Here is a 19,264-nt window from a genome sequence, read left to right as displayed (position 1 = left end):
CGCGGTAACCCCTCAGAACCACTCTCTTTTTCGCCGCCAACCGGGGAGGGGTCCCGATTGGGAGCGTGAGGGATACGCAATTTCCCGCGGCTTGGGAAGAGGTCCGTGCGAAAAATTGACAAAAATTTCACAAGAAGCGCTTAATCAGACCAGGGGCGGGGCAGATTTGAGGCGCCGGTTGAATCCTTAACGCGATCGATCCGATCCGGTTTGCGGCGCTGCAACACCACGGGAGAAAATGAATTCCCCCCTCCCGCCAAGACAGCGGAAGAGGGGAATTTTAAGACGGAGTAAGATGTGAGAGATTTCTCTTTGTCCCGATGACCTGCCTACGGCCGGTCGCTGCGAAATCCCCGCCGCCGGCCCAGCGAAGGAAAATGATCCTCGCCCTCGGCGGCACGCAGGGCGCGGAAGAAGGCGGTGTGGATTACGACCCCCTCGACAACCAGCGCCGAGCCGACCAGGTCATCGCCCTCGAAACGCCAGTCCTCGCCCAGCCCGATCGATGGGTGCGGGGTTGGTGTCAGCGCGGCGGCCCGGCGAAGAAATGCTTCCGCCGCCGCCACGTTGACCGCGGGGCCGTCATCCTTCCCCACCGCGAGCGCCTCCATTGCGGCGCTTCGCAGGAGCTTCGGCGCCAGCGTGGCGAATGCCTCCGGACGCGAGAGCGCATCGAACCCCATCGGCTCTCCCGCGACGAATACCAGCATCCCGTTCTGCCCGGGTTCCACGCGGAAGTGTGAGACGTACTCCTGCAGATCGTTGGCGCGCTGCGCAAAGGTATCGCGCATGGCGCGGGTCGGCGACATGGTCGACGTGCTGTGGGCCAGTTCGGCCACGCTCCTCCAGACGTCCCCCTGATCAGAGAGGAATAAACCCTCGGCGCGCACCGATCGCGTCACGAAGTTCATCTTGCGCGCGCGCATCCGCGGCGACATAACCACGCCCGAATCCGCGAAGGTGCTGCTGGTGTAATGCCAGCGTCCCTGTTCGGTGCAACTGACCGGGATCAGCGTCTTCGATTTCCCCTTCAGCAGGACCGAGGTGTTCAGCACGCGATTCTGCTTGGCGCCGGCCACCTCCTCCCCATCGAGCAGCAGAATCGGACGGTCGGAGGTGTTTTCGACGAACAATTCCGGAACGCGCCCAGCGGCGGACATTTCGGTCACGATCAGGACTCCGGCGGACATCGCTTCGGACAACGTCATGTAGTCGGGGCCGCCGTTTCCTTCGGCAAACAACGGCACCACCGCCAAGCGCTTGTAAGACTGGACCGGCCCGGTGCGAATACGGGCCAGGTATTCCCGTACAGCGACGTTCATGAACTCCCTCACTTCCTGTGATGGGCACACGTCGCGGTCGGACTCCGCGCGTCCCAGGTTATACTGCCTACCGCCTGTTACCACTCCAACGTGGCCAGTTGCGCAAACGTTTGCCGCTGTCGATGGTTGTCAAATCCCGCCGGCCGCGGCTGTCAATACTTTGCCGGGGCGGTGTCGGCCCCGTGGCGAATGCCGTAGTTTCTGAGGGACATTGATGCTCGATGAACCGGACACTCACCGACCCAGCAGGAGTTTCTGATATGCCCGCCATCGCCGAACCCCACCCCTCCGCACGGACCGCCATGCCGCTTCTGCCGCGGCGCGGCCGCTTCTACGACATCGCGGCGCACCCGTCGGCACAGGGAACGCGTTTCGACACCAGCGAGCTCGGCCAGTGGGAGAAGCTCGATCTGATCTACCGCACGCTCTGCGCCATCATGTACAACTTCGTGCCCACCTCGGGGCATCCGGGCGGTAGCATCTCCTCGGGGCGGATCGTGCAGGGGATCATCTACCAGTCGCTCGATTATGATCTCGGCTTACCCGACCGTCCCGACAACGACATCCTCTCCTACGCCGCCGGACACAAGGCGATGGGGCTTTATGCCCATTGGGCGCTGCGCAACGAACTGGCGCGGGTGGCGCGTCCCGATCTGCTGGCGCCGGAGAAACGGCAACTGCGCTTGGAGGATCTGCTGGGGTTCCGTCGCAATCCGACCACCACCACGCCGCTGTTCCGGCAACTGCGCGCCAAGGCGCTGGATGGCCACCCGACCTGCTATGTGCCGTTTGTAAAGCACGCCACCGGCGCGAGCGGTGTCGGTGTGCCGGCCGCCTTCGGCCTGGCGCTGGGCGCCAGGGATGTCTATCGCGATGATCCGCCGCGGGTGCATGTCCTCGAAGGCGAAGGCGGGATGACGCCGGGGCGTGTCCATGAAGCGCTGGCGGCCGCGGCCACCATCGGGCTGTCGAATGTCATTCTCCACGTCGATTTCAACCAGGCCTCAATCGACTCCAACCATGTCTGCCTCGACGAGAGCGGCCCCGGCGAGTATGTGCAGTGGAATCCGCTGGAGCTGACGCTTTTCCACGATTGGAACGCGATCCACGTCCCCGACGGAATGGATTTCCGACAGGTGCTGGCCGCGCAGCGCCTGGCGCTGTCGCTGGACAACGGCCAGCCCACCGCGGTGATCTATCGCACCGTCAAGGGGTGGCGCTATGGCATCGAGGGACGCGCGTCGCACGGCGCCGGGCATAAGTTCGCCTCCGAGGGGTACTACCGGTCGCTGATGGAGTTCGAGGAGGTCTTCGGCGCCACCTGTCCGCGGTTCGAGGGGGACAAGACACCGGAGCGGATCGAGAAGTGCTACTTCGACACGTTGATGGTGATCCGCGCCGCCATCGAAAACGACCGCGAGTTGACCACCTTCGCCGGCGAGCATCTGGCCGCGGCGCGCGAGCGGCTCAACGGACGAGTCCGTCGCGCGGCGGCCGCGGCGCCGCAGCGGAATCTGCTCTATTCCGACGCCGGGATCCGCGCGCAGGAACCGCCCGAGGCGCTCCGCTACAAGCCGGGTGATACGGTCACGTTGCGCGACGCCCTGGGCACCGCGCTGGGCGAACTGAACAAGCGCACGCACGGCGGTTTTTTCGCCGCCGCCGCCGATCTGTCCGGGTCGACCAGCATTGCCAACATCGCCAAGGGATTCCCCGAAGGATGGTATCACACGGCGCGCAATCCCAACGCCCGGCTGGTCCCGATTGGCGGCATCTGTGAAGACAGCATGGGCGCCTTCATGTCCGGCCTGGCCAGTTTCGGGTCACACATCGGCGTGTCATCGTCGTATGGCGCCTTCCTCGCCGCGCTGGAGCACATCGCGGCGCGCCTGCACGGCATCGGCCAGCAGGCGCGCGAGGCCATCACCGGCCAACCGTATGACACCTGGATCATGGTCAACGCGCACGCCGGCGTGAAGACCGGCGAGGACGGCCCCACCCATGCCGACCCGCAGGCGTTGCAACTGTTGCAGGAGTGCTTCCCCGGCAAGGTGATGATCACGCTGACCCCGTGGGATGCGCGCGAGGTCTGGCCGCTGCTGATCACGGCGCTGCGACATCGGCCGGCGGTGCTGGCCCCCTTTGTCACCCGCCCCGCCGACAAACTGGTCGATTGGGAGCAACTGCGCCTTCCCGACCGGATGGAGACGACCAAGGGCGTCTACGCGCTCCGCAAGGCCGATCCGAAGGCGAAGCGTTACGATGGCACGGTCATCCTGCAGGGCAACGGAGTCGCGTCGATCTTCGTCAGGGAGGTTCTCCCCCGTCTCGACGCCGCCGGATACAACATGAATGTCTACTACGTCTCATCGGTGGAGCTGTTCAACCTGCTCGAAGCGGCCGAGCGCGAGCGCATCTTCCCGGAGCATCTGGCCTTCGAATCGATGGGGATCACCGATTTCACGTTGCCGACGATGTACCGCTGGGTGCGTTCGGGGCTGGGGCTGGAGCACACGCTCCACTCGTTCCGTCGCAATCACTATCTCGGCAGCGGATCGGCGGAAAAAGTGCTGGAGGAGGCGGGGATTCACGCCGACGGCCAGTGGGAGGCGATCACCGCCTTCGCGCGCAAGTTGAGCGAGTCGAAATCCAGGCGATAGCCGGCGCGCGGCCGAAAGACTGACAGGCCCCGTCCAAGCGGATGGGGCCTGTGTTCGTGATCGCCATCAGCGGCGCTTGCCCTGCGCCTCGATGAAGAGTTCGGCGGCGCTCTCGGCGCGGCGTTTGCCCATCAGCCAGTCAATCGAGATGTCATGCGCCAGCATGCTGATCACCAGCAACTGGTACGAGTCCGGCACCGCGCGGCTGTCCGGGTTCATCCAGCGGGTGACCGAGGAACGGCTGGTCGGACAGCCGTTGTCGTTGAGCCGCCGGGTGATCGCCTCGCGGGTGGCGCCGCTGCCGCCGATCACGGCCAGCACCCCGCGCAGACGTTGCTTGAACTCGCCGAGCGCATTGAGCGCCTTGCGCCGGCCGATCTTGGTGGATTTGCGCAGTCGCATCCTGTCCCCCTCCTGGCCTGTCGCCTACATGGCCCTCGGCCAGAGCCAGCCAAAGGTTCCCCCGGTCAGCAGACCATAGATGAGACCATCCAGTGTCAATTTGATCGTCGTGCTCCACGAGCGCCCGTACCATATCGATGCCTGCCAGAGAGCGACCGCATACCCGATGAAGGCCGTGCAGCCCGCAAATCGAAAGACTTGGAGGTAGTGCGCGCCCGGCGGTTGGGCGCGACCGGCGATATAGGCCGAAAATATCCCGACGACCACCGTGTACAGGAACCACAAGACCAGACTCTTGCCCATCGAGATTTGCCCGTTCGGCAGCACGGTCATCACCAGCACCGGCCCCTTCTTGAGTTTTTCAGCGAACTCCGGCGATTTCATCTCCGCCGATGAATTACAGCGCGGCACCATGTAGTCCCCGGGCGGGATCGCCAGCGGACGCAGGGCGTCCATCACCTTGTCCTCGTTGGGGACTTTGGCGTAGTCATTCTTGTGCCAGAACGGCCCCATGTGGATGATCGAACTGGCAATGAAGACGATGACCGCGGATAGCAGGATCGGAAGCCAGAGAGCGGTTAACTCAACCATGACTGCCTCCTTGGGGCGCGGACGCCCGGGTTATCACGATCGCGAATCGTCAGAATATGCGGACAAGCACGGGGTGAAGCTAAACCCGCCCCTCTCTGTTGGCAATTGTGATTAAGGAGGCGAGCCCGGACCTGACGCTGGCGGCTGGCCGGCCAGCTGCCCTGCTCCCCGTTGCAGGCGATCCGGGCCGCCTCCAAACCAGCCCGATTTCATCGGTTTTAGGGCGTCTTCAGGCGAATTTGGGAGAAAACTGCTGCCTTACCCCAACAAATGGGCCCGTAAACCCAAGAAAACCCAATATTTAGTGCTCTTTTTCTTCGGCTTTTTGGCGCAAGTTTCGTATAAGTAAGACAGGGGCAGTGAAGGAAAGATATGGTTACCATCGCTCGTTCTGGTCACAAGCAGCGTCCCAAACAGTTTCGCGGCACCGGCAATATCGTGCGGGTCCGTTGTTGCGTCTGCAACGCGGTGATCGGCGAAACGCGTGCGCGACAGTCGACGATCGGGTCGTCGAATTTGCGCGCCTGGTGCAGCAAGCACCTTCCGATGGCGATCGAACACAAGTAAGCGCATAGCCGAGTGTCTGGCCAAGCCCGCGGGACGTCTCTGTCCGGCGGGCTTTTGCTTTTGCACCCCCCACAAACAAAGTCGGCCCACCTGGGCGGTGGGCCGACTTGGCGCATCAACAGTGACGGCGACTACCGCATAAAGACGCTGTCTACCGGCACGATCACGACTTTGGCCGGATCGATCTTGAGCGGATAAGTGCCGATGATCTGGTCCTCATCGGCCAGTTCCGGCTTGGGCGTCGCGTAGTTGACCGAACAGGGGGCGTTGGAGACCAGCGCCTCCTTCATTGCGGCGGCGTCCTTGGTGATCATCGCGATCTTCATGTTGGCCGTCTGCAGGTGCTTTTTCAGCGCCGCGTTGACGTCGGCCAGCGTGATTTCGTCGAGGATCTTCTCGGCGGTGGCCAAATGATCGTTGATGCCGTAGAAGGCGTCGTCGAGCTTGTAGCCCAGCCGGTAATCGGTGGTCGGCGCGTAGTGGCGGACATACTTCTTGAGGAACTTCTTCGTCAGTTCGAAGTCCTCGGCCTTCATGCCGTTGTCGATCAGCGACTGCACTTCGCGGATCGCGGCGCGCAGGGCAAAGTGCGCGGCCTCGTTGGCCACCGGACGGATCCACACCTCGAACAACTGCCGGCGGCGGGGCGTGTTCGGCGGCGGGAACGAATGCCACCAGCCGTTCTGGAAGTACTCGATGTAAGAATAGTCGCCGTAGTTCAAGCCGCGCGCCTCGCGGATCACCTGGTAGAGATGGCTGGATGAGTTGCGATGCTCGCCCAGCCAGGAGTTGGCGATCCAGAGGGCGTACCAGTCGCGCTCGCCGCGCAGGACATCCAGCGGGAATCCGAAACTGATTGCCGTCGCCGGCGTCTCCTTGTCAACCAGCACCACATCGATGCCTTCAATCGGGGCGGGCGCGGGTTTGGCCACCGGCGGCGGAGGATCGGCCGGCAACACGCTGAGCGCCGTCTTCACCTTCTCGACCAGCGCGGCGTCATATCCCCCGCCGAGGCCGATCACGACGTTGGCGGCGGTGTAGTGCGTCTTGTAGAAATTCCTCACGTCATCCAGCGTGATCGAGCGCACCGACGCGGGCAAACCGGCGTCGGGATGCCCATAGGGCGTGCCGGCAAAGACCGCGTCGTAAAGCATCTGCTTGCCGAAGGCCTCGTCGTTGGAGAATTTCAGCGTGCGGTCGAGGTAGTTGAGCACATTGGTCTTGTTGCGCTCGAAGTCGGCCTCGCTGAAGGCGGGGCTGGTGATCGCCTGCATCAGCAGTTCGAGGTAGGCGTCGAGGTGATCCTTGTGCACCCGTCCGCTGACCACGGTCACTTCCTTGTCGGCCGAGACGCCGTAGCCGGCGGCCATCGGGTACAGTTTCTCAAGGATCTGATCGTAGGTGTTCTGCAGCGTGGCGCCGTCACTGAGCATCGCGGCGGTCAGCGCGGCCAGCCCTTCCTTGCCGGGCGGGTCATTCTGCGTGCCCACTTTGAACATGATGCGGAAAGTGACGGTGGGATCGGAGGGGACCGGCAGTTCGACGGTGCTCATCCCCCAGGCGGTGGCGATCCCGCCGCCGAGCACGGCGGCCAGAACGGCCACCGTCAGACAGGCAGTCCAGTGATTGCGTTTCATGATTGGCCCTCCACCACGACCACCGTGCGCCGCGCATCGGTCAGATACGTCTTCGCGGCGTTCATGATGTCCTCCGGCGTCACCTTGTTCAGGGTTTCATAGAATTGATTGAGCGAGTCCATGCTTCCGGTCAGGGCCAGCACGTCGACGAGCCGTCCGGCGACGTCGCCGGGGGTCTCCAGCCCCATCAGGAAGCCGTACTTGACGTTGCTTTTCACATCGGCCAGTCGTTTCTCATCGACGCGGTTGGCCTGGAAGAAGGCGATGGTCTTGTAGATTTCCTGCTCGATGGCGTCACGGTCAGCGGGGTCTTTGATCATGGTCGTGACGGTAAACAGCCCGGGATCGCGGTTGAGCCCGGCGCCGCCGCGCAGGTACTGCACGCGCTGCTCGTCGAGCACCAGCTTTTTGTAGATCGCGCTGGTTTCGCCAAAGGCGAGGTCGCCGAGGAGCATGCAAGCGGCCGGCTCGATGGCGGTGGCCGAGTAGGCCGGCGCTTTGTAGGCGATGGCCACAATCGGCAGCGTGCGTCCGGCGAACCTGGCATCGGCGCGACGCGGGGCGGTCTGCTCCGGCTCGGGCTGCACCTGCGGCGGGACATACCCCTTCTGCCAGGCGCCGTAGTACTTCCGGACCATCGCCAGCGTCGGCTCGGTCTCAATGTCGCCGACGATGACCAGCACGACATTGTCCGGACGGTAGTAGCGGTTGAAGAACGCGATTGAGTAATCGTACATGGTCGGCATCGCGGCGATGTCCGCCTCGAAGCCCATCGTCGTGTGCTTGTAGGTGTGCACGTCGTAGGCGGTGTTCATCAACGTCTCGAAGAGGACGAACCCGGGGCTGGCGACGCTCTTGCGGTACTCGCCGTAGATCGCCCCCGCTTCGGTCTTGAAGGCCGGCTCGGTGTAGGCGAGGTTCTGGAAACGGTCGCTTTCCAGCTGCATCACCAGCTCGAGATCCTCGGCGGCGAACTCGATGTGGTAGCAGGTGACGTCATCTGAGGTGAAGGCGTTGGCGTCGGCGCCCATCTCGGTCATCAATTTGTCATAGACATCGCCCGGGTACTTCTTCGTACCGCGGAACATCATGTGCTCGAAGAAGTGGGCGAAGCCGGAATGGCCGGGCTCGTACTCATCGCGGCTGCCGGTGCGCACGATGCTGTAGTAGGCGACCATGCCGGGGCTTTCCATCGGGACCAGCACCACGGTGAGCCCGTTGTCGAGCACGGTCTGGGTATAGGGGTAGGGGAACATCGGCTCGGCCTGCGCGGTGACTGCCGACGCCAGGCCGACGAGCGCGACGAGCAGGGCGGGCAGCGCCCAGTGTCGTTTCATCGGGGACTCCTGTTGGTTGTGACGGTTATGACCCATTGTGTCGACTTGGTGACGACGGCTATTCCAGCGGCCCCACGGCCTTCTCTACCGCGTCAAGTATCGCGCCCGACCGCACCAGGTCCTTCATGATGTTGTGGTCGACATACATCGGACGATCGACGTCAAGATGCGCGACATGCTGCCGGATGACGGCGTGCGCGGCGCGGACACCCACGCCCGGCGTGAAGTCGCGGAAATCCAGCCCCTGCGCGGCGGCCATGAATTCAATGCCGAGGATGCCGTAGGCATTGTCGAGAATCTGTTCGTTTTTCAGCGCGGTGTTCATGCCCATCGAGACGAAGTCTTCCTGATCGGCGGCGGCGGGAATCGAGCCGACGCTGGCCGGCATCGAGAGCATGCGTTGCTCGACGATCAGCGTGTCGCAGGTGTACTGGCTGAGCATCATCCCGGAGAACATCCCGGCGCCCTTGGTCAGAAACGGCGGCAGCCCGACGCTGAGCGCGGGATTGGCGAGGCGGTTGAGACGGCGCTCGGAGAGAACGCAGACCATGGTGATCGCCGCCCCGGCCAGATCCATCGGCAGGGACACCGGGCTGCCCTGGAAGTTGGCGCCGGTCAGGGTCAGTTTCTCTTCCGGGAAGAAAATCGGGTTGTCGCCGATGCCGTTGAGTTCGGTCTCCACCTGCTTGCGCGCATAGACCAACGCGTCATGGGCCGCGCCGATCACCTGCGGCGAGGAGCGCATCGAGTAGGCGTCCTGCACCTTGGTCTTCATCTTGCCGGTGACCAAATCGGAGCCGCCGATACACTTCATGATCGCGCGCGCGCTGCGCATCGCGCCGGGGAACCCGCGCACCTCGTGCAGTTTCGGCTGATAGGGCTTGAGATTGGCCAGCAGCGCTTCCAGACTCATGGCACAGGCGATCTCGGCCTGCTTGAGCCAGCGGTTCATGTCGTGGAGGTGCAGCGCGCTCATCGCGGTCAGCAGGTTGGAGCCGTTGATCGCCGCCAGTCCGTCGCGCGCCTGCAGACCGGGAACGGGGATGCCGGCTTTCTCCAGCGCCACCTTGCCGGGCAGACGCTGTCCCTGGTAGAAGGCCTCTCCCTCGCCGAGCAACAGCAGGGCAATCTGCGACATTGGCGCCAGATCGCCGCAGGCGCCGACCGATCCCTTCTGGCAGACCACCGGCGTGACGCCGCGGTTGAGCATCTCGACATAGGTCAGGGTAATCTCGGGACGGCACCCCGAGTTGCCATGGGCATGAACGTTGATGCGGCCGGCCATCGCGCCGCGCACATGCTCGATCGGCGCCGGGTCGCCGATCCCGGCGGCGTGGTTGTAGATCAGGTAGCGCTGGAAGTCCTTCACCTGGTCATCGTTGAGCACCACTTCCGAAAACTCGCCGATGCCGGTGTTGACGCCATACATGATCTCGCGCGCGCGGATCTTCTCCTCCAGCAGGGCGCGGCAGGCCTTGATACGCTCCAGGGCCGCCGGCGCCAGTTCCACCTTCTCGCCGTCGCGGGCGATCCGTGTGAGTGTCTCTATTGTGAGATTGGAGCCGTCCAGAACAATGGACATCGTCGCTTCTCCTGTCGTTCCGGCGCTCCGCCGCCGGGACCGACCGACAAAAAACAGCACAACCGCCGCCGAACAAAAGCGGCAATCAGGGGGTCAAATTGGGACATTTCGCCGGTCAGGACAACCGGTGTCCGTGGGTTTTTCGGAATTGTGTCAACGTGCCGGGATCGTTAATGCGCGGTGCACCACGAGCAGACCCAAGGGTCGTTGGCGACGATGACGATCCGCTGGCCATCGGATTCATCCACCAGCATCTGCACGCGCTGCGCTTCGCCCTGCCAGCGATAGGTGATCTCGGCCTGGCCGTGCGGGTGCCGCAGGACCGTCGGCGCGCCGACCGCCGCGGTCATGGCGCGCCGCAGACGCTCGGCGAAAGCATAAAAGTCGTGCGGCGACATCGCCCGCACCCTGGAGAGCCAGCAGCCAACCGCGCAGAGGTAGCCCTTCCGGAAGCAGAGTTTCAGATCGGCGTCCTCGCCGCAGACGCTGCCGCAGGTGGCCAGCGACACGGCCCGGCAGGGGCAGCGTCCCTGCCCGAAGCCGTGCGGGATCCCGTGATTGATACGGCACTCCGACGGCGAAGCCGACAACGCCGTCACCACCTGATCGACGCGCGTGCCCCAGCGGGCCGACAACACCGGCGGCAGATCGATGTCGATCAAACGCGGAATGCACGCCATGACACCCTCCTGCTGTGATCCCCATGTCCGATGCGCCAGTTTCACAGACGCGGTTCGGTCGGACTGCTTGTTTCGGCCCGCGACCGGCGGCCGATGCGTCCTGCGGTGCACGAGGTGCAAAGGTTGCAGTATTGTATACGCTCCGCCGCCGGGAGTTTTGCGATTTTTCATCCGGCGGCCCCAAAAAGCGACGTCCCCTGCGCAGACATCGCGCAGGGGACATGGCTCGTGGCGCCGGAGAGCGTCGCGGCGGGCTTCGCGACCTGCGTCTACTCGGCGCTGGAGACTGCGCCGCGCACCGACAGCTCGTTGAGCAATTCGGTTGCGCCCATCACCTTGTCGAGCGTGAAAAGGATATAACGCGAGTCCACATTAATGGTGCGGTTGACCCGTTGGTCGTATTCATAGTCGCCGGCAATGGCTTCGTAGTTGCCGTCAAAGCACAACCCGATCAGTTCGCCGCGCGCATTCAGGATCGGACTGCCGGAGCTGCCGCCGGTGGTGTCATGGTCGGTGAGGAAATCGACCGGGACATCGCCCAGGGTCAAGTCCATGTAGCGGGCGAAGTCGCGGGCCCGCGCCACTTCAATCAGTTTCTTCGGGCTGTTGAAGGGCGACTCGCCGGTCTCCTTTTCCATCACGCCGGAAAGCCGCGTGAAGGCGTCATAGTGCGTCGCGTCGGCGGGAGAGTAACCCATGACAAAACCGTAACTTAGGCGCATGGTGCCGTTGGCATCCGGATAGGCGGGGCCGACATTGGCTTCACGTTCGGCCGCCACCAGTTCGGAGTTCAGCTTCTCGGAGAGCGCCGCGAAGACCTCGCCGCGCTTGCGCGACGTCTCGAACTCGTCGTAGAGGGCCGCGGCCAGGTTGATGAACGAGTCATCGCGGGCCAGCAGCTGCTCGGTCGTCATCTCCAGCATGGCCATGCGCTCGTCGAGATTGCCCACCTGTGTGCCGGCGTAGAGTTTCGCGGTGAAGGCCGCCACGGCCGCTTCGACGCCGGCGGTGGTGTCGCCGATCAATTGGTCGAGGGCGGCGATTCGCTGGCCGGCAGGCAGACGCATCGCCTGCACGAGCACATAATTAAGCATGGTCCGCTCGACATCAGGCACCAGATTGACCTGCGCCTCCCTGGTGCGGCGGATCAACGACGGCACGTTGCGCTCCATGTACGCCGGCTCGCGCTGCATGTCGGGCTTGGTCTTTTCGATGCTCCACTTATAGAGCCGGTTGGCCAGCCCGAGCAGATCGGAGGCCTGACGCATCCAACCCAGGACTGTGGACTTTTCGCGGTACTGCCAGCGCTCGTCGTACATGGCCTTCAGACCCGGCAGGGTCTGGGCGTACTTTTTCGACAGCGCCTTGTCGGCGGCGATCGCGGCGGTCAGCCGCGCTTCGCGTTCGCGGCGCAGGTCGAGGACATGCCCCTTCTTCAGCCCCTTGATCATGCCCTCAAAATTCTTGAGGTAGTTGGCCAGCCCGGCAATGTCGTTTGAGACCCGCACGGCGATCTCGGGATCGCGGGCGCCGGCCTCCTCCATGATGCCGATCAGCGCCTTGCGGTAGCGCACGCTGGTCGGATAGTAGAAGTCGAGCCCGTCTTCGATCTCATAGGAACTGGCAAAGCGCGATGTCCCGCCGGGATACCCCAACACGAAACTGAAGTCCCCCTCCTTCAACGGCCCGGCCGAGATCGGGAAATAGGTCTTCGACTGATAGGGCACATTCTGCTTGGAGTACTCGGCCGGTGTGCCGTCGGGGGCGACATAGGCGCGCAGGAACGAATAGTCGCCGGTGTGGCGCGGCCACATCCAGTTGTCGATCTCGCCGCCGAAGTTGCCGATGCCTTCCGGCGGCACGGCCACGATGCGGACATCCTGAATGCGGAAAAACGTGACCAGAATGTAAGTCAGCCCGCCGTCAAAGGCCGCCACCTCGCAGCGCACATTGCCGGGCTTCTCGCCACGGGCGATAATCTTCTTGGTGACTTTGTCGTACGCCTCGTGCCGCTTTTCGGGAGTCATCGAGGCCTTGAGCGCGCCCTTGACCTCCCTGGTCACATCCTCAAACGACTTGATGACATAACAGTTGTAGCCCATCGCCGGAATCTCCTCGGCAATCGAGTGGGCGATGAAGCCATTCTCGACATAATTTTTCTCGGCGGTGCTGGCGGCCTGCACCGCGCCGAAGGCGACATGGTGATTGGTGATAATGAGCCCGTTGGGGGAGACAAACGACCCCGTCCCTCCGCCCAGCTGCACCACGGCCGCGCAGAGGCCGCCGTTGTCGCGATTGTAGATCGCCTCGCGATCCAGTTGCAGACCCATGGCCTTCAGACTGTCGAAGTTCAATTGTTCGAGCGCAAACACCGGCCACATCCCCTCCACGGCGTTCGCCGCTCCGGGGACAAGCAGGACAACCAGAAGCGCCGCACACACCGACAGCCGACAGGCGGCCTTCCCACACACACTTGGCATTTCAGCTCCTCCTTTGGGCACAGTCACGCCGGAAGTTAAGAGGCGGCCGGCGCGCGCAGTATTCACGGACCGTCAAAGTCGGGTTTTTTCTGTCAAAAAGACAGCGGAATCAGGACAACGACGCTCCTCATTGATGCACACAACGAATGGCGACAGTTATTCTCGATGTCAGAAGCCCGACGGCACCCCCCGCCGATGCGATTGTCCGTATACTCAAACAGGGAGGCGCACATCCGATGGCACATCAGGGCGAAACGAGCGGCCGGTACCGCATCGAGCGGTCGCTGGCCGGCGGCGGGATGAGTTCTCTGTTTCTGGCGACGGATTTGACGTTGGACCGGCAGTCGGCGGCAGGGTCCGTGCGCTGCCGCCGGCGGGCAAGCCCGACAAAGCGATCGACTGCCTCGAGAACGCGGTGAAGGGCGTCTCGCCAGCCAACTGCGGGACACGGAAATGAAAACCCCCGGACCATCGGTCCGGGGGTTATGGGTGCGGCCGCGCAGTGAGCGCGACGCGTTATGGTCGTGTCTCAGCCGCCGACGCGCTTGACATTCGCCGCCTGCGGGCCCTTGGGACCTTCGACGATCTCGAAGGAGACCCGGTCCCCTTCCTTCAAGCTGCGGAAGCCCTCCATCATGATGGCCTGATGGTGCACGAACACGTCCTTGCCGCCTTCCTGGGAGATGAACCCATATCCCTTGGCGTCGTTGAACCACTTCACGGTGCCTTCCGGCATACTCCACGTTCCTTTCTTGCATGGGACAACCCGGGGGTCCCACCTCCCCTGGCCCCTATGGCCGTAGAAACAGGTCGTGCGTCCTTACGGTTTTCCGGGAGTGTTCCAGAACTTAGACCTTCGTGAGCGACGGCTGTTTCCAGTTGCTTCCGCTGGTAGAATCGGCAGAAGCAAGCGGGCCGTCAAGTGAGATTTTTTAGCCCGGTAAGAAGGGGGCCGCCGCCACAGATCGGCACGATCGGGTTGGGACTGATGCGCGGTAACATGACCTCGCGTCTGCCGGCCTGGGGCCACCATGCGGTGGCCTATGCGACAAACCGCGACTCGGCCGCCGCCACGCGCAGATTGGGTAATGGTGCCCGCCAGCGCGCCCACCGAGGAGACGGCCCGGGGTTGATAAGACCTCACTTCCCTGAGGACACCATTCTCGAGGGCGGCATTTCCAATTCCAAGGACTCCATGCGGCGTGCCGCACCCGCCGGCAAACCCGGCATCCGCTGTCTCGAAGTTGGCACATCCGACGGCAGTTGGCGATAGACTGAAGAGTAGAGTTTGAAGTTCGGCGGTCCGACGGAGGCGGTCGAACGTCTGCAGCCGATCTTCGCCACACTGGCTTCCGCCCCGACAAGGGTTCGGGCAAATCGGCCCCGGCGCGTCTGCCGACCCATGAGTTTATCATCATGTTCTGGCTGCACTATCGGCTTCTCCTGGCATTCGTGGTGTGGGGGCTGCTGGTCACTGATTTCCACCGGGAACCCGCGCATGTTGCGCCAATTCAGAAATCCGCCCGGAGTCGCGGGTTTGTCAGGCAGCCGTTGTGAAGTATGGGTGCCAACACGTTGTAGCCCCACCCGTGTGCGCTCCTTGTCGGATTATGTGATCAAGTGAAGCGCCCCATACGCCAAATGGCGTCGCCACCTATGCCGTGACACCAGATGCAAATGATGTATTGCCGACGCTGCCGCGTGAGATGGACCTATGACGCTGGAGGATAAGTGAGTCAATCAGTCCCCTATCGAACGCATGTCACTCAGATATCCGCAAGTCCTTCGTCTGAGGCGGGAGCAAGCTCTTGACACCCTTATGATTCCAGATCGCGTCCAGACGCGCATGCTTGATTCTCCCATAAGTGTCGAGACTTGCATTCCGGTACTCCATTCTGCTTGACGCCGACGCGATTGGGACTCAATATATGGGCACAAACTCGTAGACGGAGCCTGAATGCCATACGCTGTGGCCCGATTCTTGAGCAGTGAAACCTGCCGATCATGCGCGTATTGGGCACTCCTGCTGTGCATGCTCTTGGCTGCGTGCTCCGACGACAAGACGACACCGACACAAGAGCACTACCTGCTATGTGCGGGAGTCCGGCCGGGAGGCTGGATCGGCGTGTATGATTGCGACAACGACTCACTCATCGACAGCCTAGGATATCCTGGGATGCTCACTCCATCTGAGCTTACCGGTTCCTCCACGGGGTTATACATTACGAGTCTAGAATCCGGTCGACCCACGAGAGTCTGGGACCTGCGATCAAGGACCCAAGTGTCGACGCTGCTGGCTCCAGAGCACGCAGTGTTTTTGGAGGATCACGGCGTATTATTGACCACAACTCTCGACACGTTAAGAACATACCAGCTTCCGGAGTTCGCGTTTGACACGGCGTTCTGGATTCGCCTGCGGAATCCTATCCGGCTATCAACCCAAGATACCATCTTGTGCATCGTCGCACGAGGCTCTGCGGGATCGCCTCCAGACTATTCACAGATTGGCGTATTCGACCTCAATTCACTCACACTGGTTGACAGCTTCACAGTAGACGAGGGTTCAGAGCCTGTTCAGTGCCGATGGATCGAGCCGTCTCGCGACGGCGATGTGCTTTACCTGTTAGGGGCGGACTGGTCGAGTCCCTCTGTCTTTGCCTACTCCCTGAAGGACCGCCGTGTCATCTTTCGCGCAAACCTCTATTCGGCGCTAGGTCGCTGCAGATTGAGTCCGGACGAGCGTGAATTGTGGATTACAGATCCGGGGCCGCCTCCCACATTCGGTGAAGCGTGGCCCGGCCATGTCTTGGTCCTGGACGCCAAGACCGGAGCAATTCTCGATACGATTCCCACTTTCGGACTCGACGAGGAGTTTCCCGAAATACGCTGGCGCGTCGATGACATTCGGTTTGTGCCCGGAGGGCACAAAGCGTACGTGAACTGCATGTTTCGAGGACCAATCCTTGTCATTGATACCAGATCGAAGGAAATCACGAACTTTCTCTTGAAAGCCCCAAAGCGGTCCGCAGATGGCATAGTCGTACTTCCACGCTATTAACACGGGAGGTCATCATGTTACGGGCATGGGTGGTACCTGCGCTCTTGGCCGTTGCCGTCACTGTCACCTCAATCGTTGCGATAGATCCACAAGAGGTCCGCTCAGCCGCTCCTTCATACCACGGTCTTCCCATTTCGCCCAGGAATGTCTGCATCAAGCTTCTGAGCTCGGCTGATGCAAGTGGCGCGCTCAACTTTGCAAATGATCATCCCCTGATCGACCCAGGAGTGACTCCCGTTGCCATTGCTCACGGATTCTTTGTGTACGCACTGACAAGCAGCGTAGACGCGGAGTTGGCACTTGACAGTCTGCGACGTTCCAGCGATGTCGCGATTGCAAATCCCGCCCTGCTCGGCCGGGACGGCAGCGACGTGTACATGACGGATCAAATCATAGTCAAGTGGCGGAAAGAGGTATCGGGCCAGCTCCGTGATTCGCTCAACGAGCAATTGACGGAGATCGCCGAACAGCCTGACCCTGAGAGACCCCATCATCAGTTTGTTCGGATGCGCGGGGGATCGGAAACGACGGCACTCGACGTGAGCGATGAGTTTGTGGCCAGCGGGCTCTGCGAATGGGCAAAGCCAAATCTGATCTGGAGACCGATCCTGAATGACGTGAGCCACAATTTCTGGCCGAGGCAATGGAACTACAGGCGGAATGGCATCGACAGTGCCGGAATCGATGCAGACAGCGCTTGGTACTTGTCCAAAGGTTCATCCAATGTCACGGTCGCAGTCATTGACATCGGATTCCCATGGGATTCGATCAACGGGCGGGTCGATCACGAAGACCTGAGCGTGAGCAATCCGATTCTCGGTTGGGACGTAGTCGGAGAAAGCTTCGCCGACCCGCTCGCAGATTCGAATCCGTACTTCCCGTGCTCAGGCCCGCCCCCTTGGGTGGACAGACCCTGCAACTGCTCTCACGGCATCGAAGTGCTTGGGTTAATCGCCGCGGATCAGTCTGATACGATTGGAATCAGGGGGCTGGCACCGAAATGCGATTTCGTGGCAATCAAGGTTCTTGACGACAACAACGGCTGGACAACTGACAGTCTGTTCGCAGAGGCATTCCGCTACGCCTGGCAGACTGCGGGCGCACAGGTGGTTTCCATAAGTATTGGGGCAACTCCTGATGTGTACGGCGGCTGGAGCGATACCACGAAATCCTGGATTTGGTACGACGAGCTGTACTTGATGTACCAAAATGGAATTACGGTCTGTGCAGCAGCCGGGAATCTCGGCGGAGACGTTGAGCCGCCGGCGGACGGGGCAGGCGTGTTCGCAGTTGGAGCAACCGATAGTGCCGACGCGCTCTGGTTCTACAGTGCCCACGGAGGTCGATTGGATTTTGTCGCACCTGCGGGGGGCCATCCGGCAGACCGAACGGACTGCCCGGATTCGCTTAGCAATTTCTGGACCCTCGACGTCATGGGTGACAGCGGCTACGTCCCTGACAGGTCCGGCGGAGAGTGCGGTGATTCAAAGAACTACGAGTGCCGAGGCACTGGAACATCCGTGGCCGCCCCGGAAGTGGCGGGTCTCTCCGCGCTGATACTCTCCCGCAGGTCCGACTTCATCTCGTCTGGCGATCCGCGAGCGATAGTCTTCGACATCATCAAGAATACATGTGATGATCTCGGCGCCCAGGGCCCGGACGACGATTACGGCTACGGACGCATCAACGTCTTTCGCGCCATGTGCGCCGTCAGCCGTGGCGATTGCAATTGGGACGGGCTCCTCAATGTGTCAGATTGCGTCCTCGTTTTTGATGAAGTGTTCAGAGGCGGGTCTGCTCCGGCCCTCTTTGCGGGGCTTTCGGACGTGAACTGTGACGGGAACAAGAGCATCACCGACTATACGTTGCTGTACAACCACGTCTTCCGTTCTGGTGATCCGCCCGGCGTTTGCTACGAGTTCAGCTACTGAGCGCGTCACCAGCAGGCGTCGGTCGCTCCGGCTTGAAGTCTGGCACGTTCCGACTCTAGTCCCCGCCCCCGAACTTCCCACGAAGGACCCGGCCGATCCTCGGCTCGGCCCAGTTAACCACCATGGGCTCCCTTTGAGGAAGTTTCAGATGCCGGCGGGCCGGAAGCCCCGATACGGCGTTCACCACCCTCCTCCCCCGTCGCTGCCCGGTCGACAAACCAGCGGAGGTGGCCATCCGCGGGATGAACCTGGGCCAGCGGCAACGACGGCTCGCTGCCGGAACGCGTCTGCCGGACCGCCTCCGCCTTGTCGGCCCCGGAAGCCAGCACCGCAACGCTCACGGCGGCATTGAGCGACGGCAGAGTGAGTGTCACCCGCCATTGCCCGGTCGCCGGATGTTGGACCGGCGTTACCAGCCGCTTGTGTTCGCGCAGGGCCGTTGAGTTTGGGAAAAGCGACGCGGTATGCCCATCGGCGCCGAGTCCCAGGAGAATCAGATCAAATCGCGGCAGGGGCGCGCCAAAGTGGTCACGCAATTGGCGCTCATAGTCCGCGGCCGCCTGCGCCGGAGGATCCTCGCCGTGGATGCGATGTACATTCCCCGGCGGCGCCGGGACATGGTCCAAAAGCGCGCGCCGTGCCATGCCATAGTTGCTCTCGGGGTGGTCGGGCGGCACGCAGCGCTCATCGGTCCAGAACAGGTGGACACGATACCAGTCGATGCGAGCGCTGACCAGCAGGCGGTAGACCGGCTCCGGCGTCTGCCCGCCCGACAGCGCGACCCGGCAGATGCCGCCGCGGTCGATGGCCGCGCCGGCCACATCAAGGATATGTGCGGCCGCCGCTGCGGCCAGCGCCGCGCGATCGGGAAAGACCTGAAAGTCCGGGTTCATGGCCCCCTGGCGATTTCAACTATGCGAGGTCATCGGGACAACCCAGCCGCCAGTGGCGCGACTTGCGCGCCAGCAGTTCATCGGCGGCCGGCGGCCCCCAACTGCCCGGCTCATAGAAACATAA

At 62.4% G+C, this 19,264-nt stretch carries 13 protein-coding genes; 3 read left to right on the top strand and 10 right to left on the bottom strand.

Annotated features, from left to right (window positions below):
• Window positions 1-329 precede the first annotated feature (329 nt).
• Window positions 330-1,322, bottom strand: a complete 993-nt coding sequence (locus tag VNN55_04740) for a DUF6569 family protein (GenBank protein ID HWO56856.1) — start codon at window positions 1,320-1,322, stop codon at window positions 330-332.
• A 260-nt stretch (window positions 1,323-1,582) separates the two neighbouring features.
• On the opposite strand from VNN55_04740, the gene VNN55_04735 reads away from it, so the two are divergent.
• Window positions 1,583-3,982, top strand: a complete 2,400-nt coding sequence (locus VNN55_04735; GenBank protein HWO56855.1) for a hypothetical protein — start codon at window positions 1,583-1,585, stop codon at window positions 3,980-3,982.
• Window positions 3,983-4,048: 66 nt separating this feature from the next.
• On the opposite strand, the gene VNN55_04730 is transcribed toward VNN55_04735, so the two are convergent.
• Together VNN55_04730 and VNN55_04725 are read right to left on the bottom strand one after the other, a co-directional pair.
• Complete coding sequence (locus tag VNN55_04730) at window positions 4,049-4,384, bottom strand: hypothetical protein (GenBank protein ID HWO56854.1); 336 nt, start codon at window positions 4,382-4,384, stop codon at window positions 4,049-4,051.
• A 24-nt stretch (window positions 4,385-4,408) separates the two neighbouring features.
• Complete coding sequence (locus VNN55_04725) at window positions 4,409-4,975, bottom strand: hypothetical protein (GenBank protein HWO56853.1); 567 nt, start codon at window positions 4,973-4,975, stop codon at window positions 4,409-4,411.
• 372 nt (window positions 4,976-5,347) lie between these two features.
• Between VNN55_04725 and VNN55_04720 the strand changes: the two genes are divergently transcribed.
• Entirely contained in the window at window positions 5,348-5,542 is a 195-nt protein-coding gene (locus VNN55_04720; protein HWO56852.1) for a hypothetical protein, read from the top strand.
• A 131-nt stretch (window positions 5,543-5,673) separates the two neighbouring features.
• Here VNN55_04720 and VNN55_04715 read toward each other — a convergent pair whose 3' ends face one another.
• From VNN55_04715 to VNN55_04690, 6 genes are all read right to left on the bottom strand, one after another.
• A complete protein-coding gene (locus VNN55_04715; protein HWO56851.1) occupies window positions 5,674-7,179 on the bottom strand; it encodes a pitrilysin family protein in 1,506 nt (501 codons plus the stop codon).
• Window positions 7,176-8,516, bottom strand: coding sequence for a pitrilysin family protein (locus VNN55_04710; GenBank protein HWO56850.1), 1,341 nt, complete (start codon window positions 8,514-8,516; stop codon window positions 7,176-7,178). Before VNN55_04710 ends, VNN55_04715 begins: the two co-directional genes overlap by 4 nt.
• A gap of 58 nt (window positions 8,517-8,574) precedes the next feature.
• Window positions 8,575-10,098 carry an aromatic amino acid ammonia-lyase gene (locus VNN55_04705; protein HWO56849.1) on the bottom strand — a complete coding sequence of 508 codons (1,524 nt, stop codon included), beginning with the start codon at window positions 10,096-10,098 and terminating at the stop codon, window positions 8,575-8,577.
• A 170-nt stretch (window positions 10,099-10,268) separates the two neighbouring features.
• The gene (locus tag VNN55_04700) at window positions 10,269-10,778 is read right to left on the bottom strand and encodes a hypothetical protein (GenBank protein HWO56848.1); all 510 of its coding nucleotides are present in this window, start codon (window positions 10,776-10,778) and stop codon (window positions 10,269-10,271) included.
• A gap of 269 nt (window positions 10,779-11,047) precedes the next feature.
• Window positions 11,048-13,258: a S46 family peptidase gene (locus tag VNN55_04695; protein HWO56847.1), complete on the bottom strand. Its 2,211-nt coding sequence runs from the start codon at window positions 13,256-13,258 to the stop codon at window positions 11,048-11,050.
• A 529-nt stretch (window positions 13,259-13,787) separates the two neighbouring features.
• Window positions 13,788-13,994: a cold-shock protein gene (locus tag VNN55_04690; GenBank protein HWO56846.1), complete on the bottom strand. Its 207-nt coding sequence runs from the start codon at window positions 13,992-13,994 to the stop codon at window positions 13,788-13,790.
• 2,336 nt (window positions 13,995-16,330) lie between these two features.
• Between VNN55_04690 and VNN55_04685 the strand changes: the two genes are divergently transcribed.
• On the top strand, window positions 16,331-18,247 hold the full coding sequence (locus VNN55_04685; GenBank protein ID HWO56845.1) for a S8 family serine peptidase: 1,917 nt from the start codon (window positions 16,331-16,333) through the stop codon (window positions 18,245-18,247).
• Between the two features lie 113 nt (window positions 18,248-18,360).
• On the opposite strand, the gene pgl is transcribed toward VNN55_04685, so the two are convergent.
• Complete coding sequence (gene pgl / locus VNN55_04680) at window positions 18,361-19,140, bottom strand: 6-phosphogluconolactonase (protein HWO56844.1); 780 nt, start codon at window positions 19,138-19,140, stop codon at window positions 18,361-18,363.
• Between the last annotated feature and the right edge of the window lie 124 nt (window positions 19,141-19,264).

This window comes from bacterium (genome assembly GCA_035559435.1).
Taxonomy (GTDB): domain Bacteria; phylum Zixibacteria; class MSB-5A5; order WJJR01; family WJJR01; genus JACQFV01.
This window is presented reverse-complemented; position numbering and strand designations above follow the sequence as displayed.